The organism is Bacillus sp. AF23 (assembly GCF_020861455.1).
Taxonomy (GTDB): Bacteria; Bacillota; Bacilli; order Bacillales; family Bacillaceae; genus Bacillus; species Bacillus halotolerans.
This window is the reverse complement of the sequence record NZ_JAJHVY010000040.1, coordinates 41627-55214: the sequence shown is the minus strand read 5'-3', so window position 1 is coordinate 55214 and position 13588 is coordinate 41627. Positions and strand designations below refer to the sequence as shown.

Annotated in this window: 14 protein-coding genes; all 14 read right to left on the bottom strand. The window is 43.6% G+C overall.

Annotated features, from left to right (window positions below; all coding sequences use genetic code 11):
- Nucleotides 1-271: 271 nt before the first annotated feature.
- Nucleotides 272-1771: a lysine--tRNA ligase gene (lysS, locus tag LNN34_RS21715; protein ID WP_010332730.1), complete on the bottom strand. Its 1500-nt coding sequence runs from the start codon at nucleotides 1769-1771 to the stop codon at nucleotides 272-274.
- A 91-nt stretch (nucleotides 1772-1862) separates the two neighbouring features.
- A complete protein-coding gene (dusB, locus tag LNN34_RS21710) occupies nucleotides 1863-2864 on the bottom strand; it encodes a tRNA dihydrouridine synthase DusB (RefSeq protein ID WP_024123646.1) in 1002 nt (333 codons plus the stop codon).
- A gap of 13 nt (nucleotides 2865-2877) precedes the next feature.
- Nucleotides 2878-3096, bottom strand: coding sequence for a helix-turn-helix domain-containing protein (locus LNN34_RS21705; protein ID WP_024123645.1), 219 nt, complete (start codon nucleotides 3094-3096; stop codon nucleotides 2878-2880).
- A complete protein-coding gene (folK, locus tag LNN34_RS21700; protein ID WP_044153460.1) occupies nucleotides 3048-3551 on the bottom strand; it encodes a 2-amino-4-hydroxy-6-hydroxymethyldihydropteridine diphosphokinase in 504 nt (167 codons plus the stop codon). Before folK ends, LNN34_RS21705 begins: the two co-directional genes overlap by 49 nt.
- Nucleotides 3548-3910, bottom strand: coding sequence for a dihydroneopterin aldolase (folB, locus tag LNN34_RS21695; protein ID WP_044153461.1), 363 nt, complete (start codon nucleotides 3908-3910; stop codon nucleotides 3548-3550). Before folB ends, folK begins: the two co-directional genes overlap by 4 nt.
- Nucleotides 3903-4760 carry a dihydropteroate synthase gene (gene folP, locus LNN34_RS21690; protein ID WP_044153463.1) on the bottom strand — a complete coding sequence of 286 codons (858 nt, stop codon included), beginning with the start codon at nucleotides 4758-4760 and terminating at the stop codon, nucleotides 3903-3905. The genes folB and folP overlap by 8 nt, the downstream gene beginning before the upstream one ends.
- A 14-nt stretch (nucleotides 4761-4774) precedes the next feature.
- Complete coding sequence (gene pabC / locus LNN34_RS21685; protein ID WP_044153466.1) at nucleotides 4775-5623, bottom strand: aminodeoxychorismate lyase; 849 nt, start codon at nucleotides 5621-5623, stop codon at nucleotides 4775-4777.
- Nucleotides 5623-6207 carry an aminodeoxychorismate/anthranilate synthase component II gene (gene pabA / locus LNN34_RS21680; RefSeq protein WP_229044590.1) on the bottom strand — a complete coding sequence of 195 codons (585 nt, stop codon included), beginning with the start codon at nucleotides 6205-6207 and terminating at the stop codon, nucleotides 5623-5625. The genes pabC and pabA overlap by 1 nt, the downstream gene beginning before the upstream one ends.
- Before the next feature lie 13 nt (nucleotides 6208-6220).
- Nucleotides 6221-7630, bottom strand: coding sequence for an anthranilate synthase component I family protein (locus LNN34_RS21675; protein ID WP_059334683.1), 1410 nt, complete (start codon nucleotides 7628-7630; stop codon nucleotides 6221-6223).
- Between the two features lie 163 nt (nucleotides 7631-7793).
- A complete protein-coding gene (gene cysK, locus LNN34_RS21670; protein ID WP_010332721.1) occupies nucleotides 7794-8720 on the bottom strand; it encodes a cysteine synthase A in 927 nt (308 codons plus the stop codon).
- Between the two features lie 75 nt (nucleotides 8721-8795).
- Entirely contained in the window at nucleotides 8796-9689 is an 894-nt protein-coding gene (locus tag LNN34_RS21665) for a peptidyl-prolyl cis-trans isomerase (protein WP_059291665.1), read from the bottom strand.
- Between the two features lie 48 nt (nucleotides 9690-9737).
- Complete coding sequence (hslO, locus tag LNN34_RS21660) at nucleotides 9738-10613, bottom strand: redox-regulated molecular chaperone HslO (protein WP_229044588.1); 876 nt, start codon at nucleotides 10611-10613, stop codon at nucleotides 9738-9740.
- An 11-nt stretch (nucleotides 10614-10624) separates the two neighbouring features.
- Nucleotides 10625-11401, bottom strand: a complete 777-nt coding sequence (locus tag LNN34_RS21655; protein WP_044153475.1) for a type III pantothenate kinase — start codon at nucleotides 11399-11401, stop codon at nucleotides 10625-10627.
- A gap of 188 nt (nucleotides 11402-11589) precedes the next feature.
- Nucleotides 11590-13506, bottom strand: a complete 1917-nt coding sequence (gene ftsH, locus LNN34_RS21650; RefSeq protein ID WP_044153477.1) for an ATP-dependent zinc metalloprotease FtsH — start codon at nucleotides 13504-13506, stop codon at nucleotides 11590-11592.
- Between the last annotated feature and the right edge of the window lie 82 nt (nucleotides 13507-13588).

Here is a 13588-nt window from a genome sequence, read left to right as displayed (position 1 = left end):
ATAAAACTTGAATTAACAGGTACGTTTTGTCTTGTTTAGTTTTCAAAGATCATTTCGTCACTTCGTTTAAGCGACTTTATTATTATAACTCGTTGAATCATTGAAGTCAATAACTTTTTTTGAAGTTATTTTTTTGTCATCGCCTTGTTTAGCGGCAACGAATAATAATATACCACCTTGTAAATAATAGTGCAATAGTTTTTTGAAGAAAAACCTAAGGAATTATAAAAGAGCGTCATCCTTCTATTAGAAAGGTTGACGCTCTTTTAAATTAGCGCTGTCTCATTTGCGGGAATAACAGTACATCTCGGATCGAAGGAGCATTCGTAAGCAGCATGACCAGGCGATCGATCCCGATGCCTAAGCCTCCTGTTGGGGGCATGCCATACTCCAGGGCTTCAACGAAGTCTTCATCCATTAAATGAGCTTCATCATTACCCTCTTCTCGTTCTTTTAATTGAGCTTCAAAGCGTTCTCTTTGATCAATAGGATCATTTAACTCTGTGAATGCATTTGCATGCTCACGGCCTACGATAAACAGTTCAAAACGGTCTGTGAAGCGCGGATCCTCTGGATTTTTCTTAGCAAGAGGAGAAATTTCTACTGGATGTCCATAAATAAACGTTGGCTGGATAAGCGTTTCCTCAATTTTTTGTTCGAAGAATTCGTTTATAATGTGGCCCACTGTCATAGAGTCTTTAATCTCTACACCATGCTCTTTTGCATATTCACGGGCTTGCTCAACAGTTACCTCTTCCCAGAAGTCAACGCCTGTCGCTTCTTTGACTGCGTCAACCATATGGATTCTTTTCCACTCAGGTTTCAGTTCGATTTGCTCTTCCCCGTATTGGATTGTCGTCGTGCCAAGCACTTCTTGCGCGATATGAGCGACAAGGTTTTCAGTTAAGCTCATGATATCTTTATAGTCAGCATACGCTTCATATAATTCAATCATTGTAAATTCAGGGTTATGGCGTGTAGAGACGCCTTCATTACGGAAAACACGGCCGATTTCATATACTTTTTCCAAACCGCCGACAATCAAGCGTTTCAGATGCAGTTCAATCGCAATACGCATGTAGAGCGGAATATCTAAAGCATTATGATGGGTAATGAACGGACGCGCGGAGGCTCCCCCTGGAATGCTGTGCATAGTTGGTGTTTCTACTTCTAAGTATCCATGATCATCAAGGTATCTTCTCATCGCTTGAATGATCTTGCTGCGTGTGATGAACGTATGTTTGCTGTCTGGATTTACGATAAGATCCAAGTAGCGTTGACGGTAGCGCTGCTCAACGTCTTTTAAACCATGGTATTTATCCGGCAGCGGACGAAGCGCTTTTGTCAGCAAATCAAATGATGTTGCTTTTACAGACAGTTCGCCTACATTTGTTTTGAACACTTTTCCGGTTACGCCGATAAGGTCGCCAAGGTCGGAAGATTTGAAGATTTCATATTGGTCGTCACCGACACTGTCTTTTCTTACGTAGATTTGAATTTGACCTTCTAAATCTTGAAGGTGCGCGAAGCCGGCTTTCCCTTTGCCGCGTTTTGTCATCATACGGCCTGCGATTGTCACTTCAATCGCTTTTTCCTCTAACTCTTCTTTCGTTAGATTTTGATATGCCGCAATAATTTGCTCAGATTGATGAGTTCTTTCAAAACGTGCGCCGAATGGATCTATGCCGTTTTCTCTCATCTGATTCATTTTGTCGCGTCTGACTTGCAGCTGGTCGTTCAATTCTTCATGATTATGCTCTTCTTGACTCATTGTTATCACTCCATTACAGATATTGTTTCATGAAAAAAGCAGAAAAACTGCCAGCGTAAAACTGGCAGTGAGCAGCAAATAGAGGTGAGTGTTATCCTACTTTTGCGTCTTGAAGCTCTTTTGCCTCAACTTCAACAGTAAATGCATCTAAAAGCTGTACAAGCTCTTCTCTTGTCTCGCAATGATTGATTCCATTACGAACCTCCGCATTGCCTCTTATGCCTTTCAGATACCATGCAGCGTGTTTTCTCATTTCTCTTACCGCTACATTTTCACCCTTTAAGTTAATCAAGCGGTCAAGATGCAGTTTGCATACCGCCATTTTTTCGCGTACTTGCGGCTCTTCTTTTAATTCACCTGTTTCAAGGTATTGAACCGTACGGTAAATCATCCACGGATTGCCTAATGCGGCACGGCCGATCATGACCCCGTCTACTCCTGTTTCATCAAGCATACGCTTAGCATCCTGCGGCGTCTTGACATCGCCGTTCCCGATAACCGGAATCGATACAGATTGTTTTACTTCTTTGATAATATCCCAGTTTGCAGTTCCTTCGTACATCTGCACTCTTGTACGGCCGTGAAGTGCAACTGCTTTTCCGCCCGCACGCTCGACAGCCTGTGCGTTTTTCACCGCGAAAATGTGGTCTTCATCCCAGCCCATTCTCATTTTCACTGTGACTGGTTTATCGACGGCATCCACTACTGCAGAAACCATTTCATAAATCTTATCGGGATCGAGAAGCCATTTTGCTCCCGCATCACATTTTGTAATCTTCGGCACTGGGCATCCCATGTTAATATCAATGATATCAGCAGTTGTGTTCTGGTCTACAAACTTCGCCGCTTCCACAAGGGTTTCCTTTTTTCCTCCGAAGATTTGAAGGCTGAGCGGTTTTTCACGTTCATCAATGTAAAGCATACCCATTGTTTTGGCATTGTTGTAAAGGATCGCTTTGTCACTGATCATTTCAGCGCAGACCAATCCGGCTCCGAATTCCTTTACAGTCAATCTGAATGCTGAGTTGCAGACACCAGCCATAGGGGCCAGCACAACCCGGTTTTTTAATTGAATATCACCGATTTTAAACATTTTTCCCCTCCTTTCATTTGTTATTATTTTCTGGCGGCGCTAATTCGTCCGCGCTTATATTTAAAACATCTGCTGCGCTTTGAATGATGGCAGCTGACGGCAATCGGTTTCCGCGTTCAATTTCGCCGAGAATAGAAACTGATATACCTAACGCTTTCGCAAATCCTTCTTGAGTATAACCTTTCAGCTTTCTGAATGCACGAATTCGTCTACCCCAGATTTCTGCTTCCATACTCTTACACCTTCTTGGTCGGTTTCCGCGCTTTTTGCCTCTTTTTCAACCCGCGTGCATATTTCCGCAAGCGGTGCGAGGACAAATAAACGCTCATACATTCTCGGATGCGGAACAATTAGTTGCTCTGTTTCAATATTTTCACGATTAAACAGTAAAATGTCAAGGTCTGCCGTCCGCGGACCCCATCTGACTTCTCTCGTCCTGCCCAATTCATTTTCTATATGCTGCGTGAGCTCAAGGAGCTGAAACGGATTCAGCGCCGTCTCGATTTCAACTGCCATATTTAAAAATTCATCTTGAGCTTCGTATCCGACTGGGTCTGTTTCGTAAATAGAAGACACTTTTGTGACTGTCACTGCCTCATGTTGATGCAGCATCGCCACCGCTCGCCGTAAATACGTTTCTCTATCTCCAATATTAGATCCAAGGGCTATATAAGCTGTATTGTTCATGATTTTTTTCTCGTGATTTCTATTGCTACTGATTTATAGTGGCCGGGAATTGGCGGATCTGGCTTAATCACTTTTACAGTACATTGCTGCACCTGATGAAATTTCTTCAGGACAGTGTCCGCAATACGTTCTGCCAGTGTTTCCACTAGTTTCACAGGCTCACCTTCAACGATATCTTTACATACGTGGTAAAGCTCGGCATAGTTAATGGTTTGGTCAAGGTCGTCTGTTTGTCCCGCTTTGCTTAAATCCAATTCTGCGGTTAAATCGACTTTAAAACGCTGTCCGAGCTTGTTCTCCTCTTTTAACACACCATGGTAGCCGTAAAACTCCATGCCTTCTACGTAAATTTTATCCATGATGCATCCCTCCCTTGTTCAGCATTGCATCCATCATTTTCGCCATTCTGGCTATTTGTTTTACATCATGGACCCTCACAATATCACAGCCTTTTTGAATGCCTAGACACACGGTTGCGCCTGTGCCCTCAGCCCGCTCCTCAGGCGGAAGATCCAGGACACGGCCGATAAATCTTTTCCGGGAGGTTGCAAGAAGAACCGGATAGCCAAGTCCGCTGAAAACTTCAAGCTTGTTCATGACTGCCAGATTATCGTGATAGTCCTTCGCAAAACCTATGCCGGGATCGAGGATAATGTTCTTTTCCTCTACACCTGCTTCAACAGCAATCTTTACACTTTCCATTAAGTCCGACAGCATATCCGGTATTAAATCGTTGTAGTTTCTCTCTTTGCGGTTATGCATGAGAACGATCGGAACATTGTGTTCAGCTGCAACAGAAGCCATTTTCGGGTCATACTTCGCTCCCCAAATATCATTGATGATCGAAGCGCCGGCTTTAACAGCTTCATCTGCGACAGAAGCCTTGTACGTATCTACAGAGATCGGCACTGCGAGCTCTTTTGTAATCCGCTCAATCACAGGAATTACTCTGGACATTTCTTCGTCCTCGGACACATATTCGGCGCCGGGTCTTGTCGACTCGCCTCCGATATCAATGATATGCGCACCGTCATCAATCATCTCTTTCGCGTGCAACAGGGCATTGTCCAGGCTGTCATATTTTCCGCCATCCGAGAAAGAGTCAGGCGTTACGTTTAAAATCCCCATCACCAGCGTCTTTTCTCGATATGATAATGCGCTGGGTTTGGTATGGATTACTTGTGTTTGGTCTATCGTTTGCTGGGCCATTCTCTTCCTCCCTGTCATGAATTCATGTTCTTTATTTCTTGGTGGTATAGCGTTTGTAAAGCGGAAGTTATTTCTCCGTTTCGGCCCGGATAGTTCACTTCTTCTATTTTAGAAAACGGAATGATCTCAAGAACCGAGTTGGTCATCCATGCTTCATCTGCCGTCAAAAGGGCTTCAAGCTGGTAGCGGCCTGTTTTGACATCCATCCCTATTTTCTTTGCGTTCTCCATGACAAAACGTCTCGTGACGCCGTCAAGAATTCCGGTATCAAGTGATGGTGTAAAGATAGTGCTGCCTTTTCTCCAGAAGACATTTGAAATGATGCCCTCTGCTACAGCGCAATCCTCTGTTAAAAAGATCCCTTCAAACCGCGGATCATTTCCGATCTCTCGTTTCGCATACATATTATTTAAATAGTGATGTGATTTTAACCGGAACGGCCCCTCCGGTGTGTTTCTCCGTATCGATAACACCTTTCCTTCCTTTTGCAAAGGAAGACTTTCTGGTTTTAGCTGGTTAACAAAACATAAAACAGTCGGGTTATCGTAAGTTTGAGCAGCGAAGCCTTTATCGCTGATGCCGGCTGATATGTTCAGCCTGACGCGGGCATTGCCGTCTTTGATATCATTTAGCCCGAGCAGCTTGTCCAGCATTTCAATCATCTCTTGCTTTGTCACAGTGTATTCGATTTGCAGATCCTTAAGTGCGCGTTCAAGCCGTTCTATATGCCAATCAAGCAGGAACGGCCGGCCTTCATAAAGCCTGAAGGTCTCAAACACACCGATCCCATATAAAAAACCATGGTCAAAAGGAGAAAGAACTGCATCTTTCTCCTCTATAAACCGGCCGTTTACATATATCATCACGCAATGACATCCTTGCGGTACGTTTCAATAAAATTTCTGAGCATTTCTTTTCCAAAGGAAGTCATAATAGACTCTGGATGAAATTGAACGCCTTCTATCGGAAGATCATTGTGCCGAATAGCCATGATTTCTCCTTCTTTCGTTTGTGCGGTTACTGTGAAACAGTTTGGCAGCGTATCAGGTTTTACGATCAGCGAGTGGTATCGTGTCGCCACAAGCGGGTTTTGCAAACCTTTAAAGATCGTCTTGCCGTCATGCTCGATTTCTGAGGTTTTTCCATGCATCAGCCGCTCTGCTCTGACCACGTCTCCGACAAACACCTGTGCGATAGACTGATGTCCGAGACACACGCCAAAAACGGGAATTTTGCCTGCGAAGTATTTAATTGCTTCAAGGCTGATTCCAGCTTCATCAGGACTGCACGGTCCGGGTGAAATCATTAAGAAATCCGGTGACAGCTCTTCAATTTGCTCTATTGTGATATCGTCATTGCGTTTTACAATCAGCTCTTCTCCAAGCTCGCCCAAATACTGTACTAAGTTGTACGTGAAAGAATCATAGTTATCAATCATTAAAATCATTTCTCCGCTCACCTCATCTAATTTTTGTCTCTACTTCGCTCAGCTCTAACGCCTTTTGCATCGCAAAAGCTTTTTTGAATGATTCTCTGTATTCATGCTTAGGAACAGAATCAATCACAACTCCTGCCCCGGATTGCATAAACGCCTGCCCTCCGGCTGCATAAATGGTTCGGATCACGATATTAAACTGAAGATCCTGATTATACCCAAACCATCCTATAGATCCAGTATAAAGCCCACGGCGTGTCGGCTCAAGTTCTTCTATAATTTCCATTGTCCTTACTTTAGGAGCACCTGTAATCGTTCCTCCTGGAAATACAGCATGAATAATATCTACAGCGTCGTATCCATCCTGCAGTTCACCTTGGACATTAGACACAATGTGCATGACGTGGGAGTATTTTTCAATTGCCATGAATTCATTAACCCGCACTGATCCGTAACGGGAAACTCTGCCCAGATCATTTCGTTCTAGATCAACTAGCATGACATGCTCAGCGCGTTCTTTTTCATTATGGATTAATTCATTTGCGAGCGTTTCGTCTTCCTCATCCGTTTTTCCTCTGGAACGAGTGCCAGCAATCGGTCTAGTCTCTAATAGTTTGCCCTTTTTGCTGACAAGAAGTTCAGGAGATCCGCAAATAATTTGGAAATCTGGTGTTTCTAAATATGCCATATATGGAGAAGGATTCACTTCTCTCAGCTTTTTGTAGATCTCATACGGGTGAGCAGACAGCGACTGCGACTGCCTGATCGATAGATTGACTTGAAAAACATCTCCGCTGGCAATGTATTGCTTGATTTTCTCTACAGCCTGAGAAAAGCCTTCTTCAGTAAAAGGCGCTGCAAAGGAACCGTCAGCTGTATATGTCATCTCTTGTAACGGCTCACCGGGAAGCTCAGACAGCCACATATGTTCGAGCTGGGACAGCTTTTCGTCCGCTGATTCGTTCTCATCATTCACATGAGTGACCAGCCAAAGAGCCTGTTCTTCATGGTCATAGACGGCTATATCATCAAAGACAAGAAAATAGATATCAGGTGTCTCCAGGTCATCTAATGAGAGCATTTTAAAATTTTCAATGTAGCGTGCGTAATCATAGCTAAGAAAGCCGATTGCTCCCCCTTGAAAATCAGGCAGTTCTTCATCCGTTTCTGTTTCCAGCGTTTTAAACCAACTGTGGAAAGCACGTAATGGGTCACCCTCTTTAAACAGTGTCTCATCCCCATGCTTAATGGTTGTAATTCCGTCTTTTCCCTTGACAGCCGCAATTGGATCAAGACCGGCTATACTGTATCTGCCGCCTCTTGCACTTTCAAGAAGCACGTGCTGTTTTCTGGATTGTGAAAGTTTCTCATATTGTTGCAAGAATGAATCTTTTTGAAAAGGTACTTTTCTGCCTGCCGGTCTGCGTTGTGCCATTTATATCATTCCTCTGTTTTCTTTTTCTGCTTTTTTTATTGTAAAGCAATATCATGAGTGAAAAAAGTGAATTTCTCTTCCAAGGATAAGATTCGTCGCGCACACGGCATATTTGATGCTCAAATAAAAAAACTCCCGGGCACCGGGAGTTTTTTCGAGCTTTTTAATCGAATTGATACAGCGGCGTACTCAAATAACGTTCGCCGTTACTCGGAATGATAGCTAATACTTTTTTGCCCTTTCCGAGTTTTTTCGCTACTTGAATAGCAGCATAAATGGCCGCACCTGATGAGATGCCTCCGAGAATTCCTTCTTCACGTGCAGCTCTGCGTGCATATTCAAATGCTTCTTCATTCTTCACAGGGAAAATTTCATCGTATACTTCAGTGTTTAAGATGTCGGGCACAAAGCCAGCTCCGATTCCCTGAATTTTGTGAGGGCCTGGTTTTCCACCTGAAAGCACTGGGGAATCTGACGGTTCAACAGCGTAGATTTTGACGGAGGGATATGCTTCCTTCAGGACTTCACCCGCTCCTGTAATCGTTCCGCCTGTTCCGATTCCGGCTACAAATGCATCAAGCTGGTCATCACCGAATTGCTCAACGATTTCTTTACCTGTTGTTTGGCGATGGATTTCAGGGTTCGATGGATTGTTAAACTGCTGCGGCACGAAGTATCCGTGTTTTTCAGCAAGCTCTTCCGCTTTCTTAATGGCGCCTTTCATGCCTTCCGCACCCGGAGTCAGCACAAGCTCAGCACCATATGCGCGCAGAAGGTTGCGGCGCTCCATGCTCATTGTGTCAGGCATAACCAAAATCGCTTTTAAACCTTTAGCCGCAGCAACCATTGCAAGCCCGATTCCTGTATTTCCGCTTGTCGGTTCAATGATTGTATCGCCAGCTTTTAATTTCCCTTCTTTTTCAGCCGCTTCAATCATCGCTAAACCGATACGGTCTTTTACACTGCTTCCAGGGTTCATGTATTCAAGCTTCAAATATACATCCGCACTGTTTTCATCAACAAGGCGATTTAATTTAACGATTGGCGTATTCCCAATTAATTCAGTAATGGAGTTTGCTACACGTACCATTCTCGACACCTCAATTTCCGACTATTTGTATTGGTATTATGTATATAATCTATCAATTTCAAAATTTTTTGTCAATCATTTAGTACTTTTTTCCCCATAGAACCAAGACACGTCAGCCTCTTTCCAAAGTGATTTTACAGTTGCTTTATCACCTAACTGATCCATTGCGATCTGGCGTTTAATCTGATTCTTCACTTCATCATATGAGAACGTTCTCGCATTTAACTTTTCTTTCAGTTGTATAATTGCATAACCGTTGTTTACCTTTATCGGTTCGTTTGACCATTCATCTTGTTTTAGTGTCTTTGCTTCTTCAATGTATGATGACGGAATGTTGTCTGATGCCTCGGTGACAAACCCTAAATCTCCCCCGTACGGTGACGTATACCTGTCTGTGGACCGTTCCGCCGCAACAGCTTCAAAGCTCGAGCCGCCTTCAAGCTCTTTTAAAACTTGTTTGGCTTCCTCTTCATCCTTTACAACAATATGCCGAATACGATACGAATCATCAAACTGATACAGTTCTTTATTTTGATTATAAAATGATTTCATTTCTGTCTTTGAAATATCAATATCCTTTGTTAATAATTCCTCAAGAAGAATATTATAGCGAATTTGGTCTTTCCACTCTTTTTCAGTTGTATGCTCGTCTTCGTAAAATGAATTATTCACCGCCTTAATCAGCAGAAATTCCCGATCAATTTCGCTTTTAGATACTTTGAGATTGTTCTTTTTGGCAAGCTGCTCTACCACTCGAACATTGATCATATCTTCAAGTGTTGATTTTCCGTATTCATCTTCCATTTCCTTCAGCCATTCTTCTCTTGTGACGCTTTTGCCTCCAATAGTAGCAATGGACTCGTTGGACGGAGAAGCACTGGCTTGAGATTTCGTCAGTGTATATGCCACTGCGATACAGCATACTAGCAGCGCGCCCCAAATGATTGTCCAGATTGTTCTTGATTTCAAATTTACTGTCAGCCCCTTTTCTTAAATTCAAAAAACCCGCTAAAGAGCTTAGCGGGTCGTTTGGTCTCGAAGCTCCTCCAGCTCTTCTTTTGTAAATAAGTACTTTTCATTACAAAAATGGCATACTGCTTCGGCTTGTCCATCTTCTTCTATCATATCTTGAATTTCTTTTTTGCCTAGTCCTAAAACGGCTGTTTCAAAACGCTCTTTTGAACAAGGGCAATGGAATTTAACAGGCATGGTTTCCAAAATCTCAGGCTTTTCTCCTAAGACTTCTTCTAAAATCTCTTCCGGTGTAAGCCCTTTTTGAATCAGTTTAGAAATAGGTTCTACTACAGATAAACGCTGTTCAATTTTTGTAATGGTTTCATCATCTGTTCCCGGAAGGAGCTGAAGAATGAAACCTCCTGCCGCCAAAATGGTGTTGTCTGGGTTAACAAGCACACCGACACCTACAGAAGAAGGAACCTGCTCCGATGATACAAGATAGTACGTAAAATCTTCCCCCAGTTCTCCGGAAACGATTTCTACTTGCCCTGTGAAGAACTCGCGCAGCCCTAAATCTTTTACAACACTTAATGTTCCATCTGTTCCAACAGCTCGTCTGACATCCAGCTTGCCGTGTTCATTCAAGTCAAAATGAACATGCGGGTTTGAGACATATGCCCTGACTTCCCCTTTAGCATTCGCATCAGCAACAATCGCGCCGATTGGCCCGCCGCCTTCCACTTTCACTGTCAGCTTATCATCACCTTTCAGCATAGAACCAAGCATTAGTGAAGCTGTCATTGTACGGCCTAGTGCAGCGGATGCTGTCGGCCATGTATCATGCCTTCTCTGTCCTTCATTCACCATATCAGTCGTTTTTGCAGCATATGCGCGAACTTTTCCGTCATACGCCAGCACTTTTACTAAATAATCCATTGCAAAACCTCCTATACACTTCCCACGCGGTTTCGTTCATAAATCAATTCCAGCCCTTTTAGGGTTAAGAATGGATCAACGATGTCTATACAATCTGATTCGTTTGCGATTAATGGCGCAAGACCGCCTGTCGCAATGACTTTCGGTTCTTGTTTTGCCTGCCATTTCATGCGTTTTACGATTCCTTCCACTTGGCCGACATAGCCAAATAAAATTCCTGATTGCATCGCGCTTACAGTGCTTTTTCCGATAATATTGTCAGGCCGGGCGATTTCAATACGCGGAAGCTTTGCCGCACGCGAGTACAGCGCCTCAGTCGAAATTGTAATTCCAGGCGCAATCGCTCCGCCCATATATTGTTTGTTTTCATCGATATAACAGTACGTTGTGGCTGTACCGAAATCAACAACAATCAAAGGATTGCCGTACAAGTGAATGGCCGCAACAGCATTTACGATTCTGTCAGCGCCTACTTCTTTCGGATTGTCGTACTTTATATTTAAACCGGTTTTCATACCGGGACCGACAATTTGCGGTTCGATATGAAAGTATTTTGTGCACATTCTCTCTAACGCAAACATGATTGGCGGCACAACTGAAGAAATAATAATGCCTTCTATTTGTTCAAACATGAGACCTGAATGATCAAATAAAGAGCGCAGAATCATCCCAAACTCATCTTCTGTTTTATGCCTGCTTGTTTCTATACGCCAGTGATATTCTAATTCACCATCATGATATACACCAAGTACAGTATTGGTGTTCCCCACATCAATAACAAGTAACAACCTCTATCACCACTTTTGAATAGTTTCTCTATCATTACTTTTACAAACATTCTACAATACCATACACGATCGGCGGCTCATTTGTAAACAAATCGATACCATAATTGGATGATTGAAAAGGCGGCAGCAGAGGCGGGATTCACATAAAAAAACTGCCAGCGTCAGCCGGCAGTTTTTATCAGAAAGCGTTACTCTTTCGTATCGTCTTTCTTTTCGTCTTCTGTTTTTGACAGAATGTTTACTTTGACATCATCGTTCTTCTCATCATCAGAGAACTTACGCTCAGGCAATGTTCCGTGATCGACAAGGTGTTTGATTTGTTCAGCATCCAGTGTTTCAACTTCCAGAAGCGTCTGAGCAATCAATTCAAGCTTGTCACGATTTTCTGTCAGGATTGTTTTCGCACGCTCGTAACACTCTTTGATAATGCGCTGAATTTCCTGATCAATTTCGTAGGCAATTTGATCACTGTAGTTTTGTTCGTTGTTGAAATCACGGCCTAAGAATACCTGGCCACCCTGAGACTGTCCAAATTGCAGCGGTCCCAGTTTTTCTGACATACCGAATTCTGTAACCATTCGTCTTGCAATATTTGTCGCACGCTGGAAGTCATTGTGCGCTCCTGTGCTGACTTCACCAAAGATAATTTCTTCAGCAACACGTCCGCCCAAGAGACCGACAATTTTATCAAGCAGCTCCGGCTTTGTCTGGAAGTAACGGTCTTCTCTTGGTAGCATAACTGCATAACCGCCAGCCTGGCCCCGAGGAACAATCGTTACTTTATGAACCATATCAGCCTCATCTAAAACGAGTCCGATAACGGTGTGTCCGCCTTCGTGATATGCCACGATATTGCGTTCTTTCTTGGAGATGACGCGGCTTTTCTTAGCTGGTCCGGCAATAACACGGTCCGTAGCTTCATCAATGTCGCGAGCATCGATTTTTTTCTTGTTTTGACGAGCCGCCACAAGAGCAGCTTCATTCAATAGGTTTTCTAAGTCAGCGCCTGAGAAACCAGGTGTTCTCATGGCAATCGATTTCAGGTTTACCGTTTCATCCAGCGGTTTGTTTCTCGCATGGACTTTCAATACAGCTTCACGTCCAATTACATCTGGGCGGTCCACTGTGATTTGACGGTCAAAACGTCCCGGACGAAGTAAGGCTGGGTCCAAGATGTCCGCACGGTTCGTTGCGGCAATGATGATAATTCCTTCATTGGCACTGAATCCGTCCATTTCAACAAGCAATTGGTTGAGCGTCTGTTCACGTTCATCGTGTCCTCCGCCGAGACCCGCTCCACGCTGGCGTCCGACTGCGTCAATTTCATCAATGAAGATCAAACACGGCGCATTCTTTTTCGCGTTTTCGAACAAGTCACGCACACGGGAAGCACCGACACCTACAAACATTTCAACGAAATCAGATCCGCTGATGCTGAAGAAAGGTACACCGGCTTCACCGGCTGATGCTCTTGCAAGAAGTGTTTTACCGGTACCCGGAGGTCCGACTAAAAGCACACCTTTAGGGATTCTTGCGCCAAGCTCGGCAAACTTGCGGGGATCTTTCAGAAATTCAACAACTTCCACAAGTTCTTGTTTCTCCTCGTCTGCCCCTGCAACGTCTTTAAATTTGACGCGTTTCTTTTCCTCTGTATATAGCTTCGCCTTACTCTTACCAAAGTTCATGACACGGCTGCCGCCGCCTTGAGCTTGATTGAGCAGGAAGAAGAACAGAATAAAGATAATGACAAATGGGATGATGGTCGTCAGGAACGTCACCCATCCGCTTGTTTCTTGAGCGGGATCAACCTTTACATCTGTCTTTTTTATAGCATTAAAGATCTGGTCTGCTCCCTTTCCTTCAGGAACATGAGTCAAAAAGTACTGATCCTTGTCGTAATTTTTCAGCTGTCCTTTTACCTCATAAACACCTCTGACAGGCTGAACCGACACGCTATCAACTTTCCCGTCATCCAGGTTTTTGATGAACGTGCTGTACGACATATTTTCTGTTTTCGGATTTGAGGTCTGGAAGTAGCTCACAACCCCGATTACTACTAATAAAATAAGTAAATAAAAAATGGTATTACGGAAGACCCGATTCATTCCTTACCTCCTCCCACAGTAAGCACAACTATGTTCAATAGTACCATAGAAAATCATTCCAATACAACCAATAACCATCTCG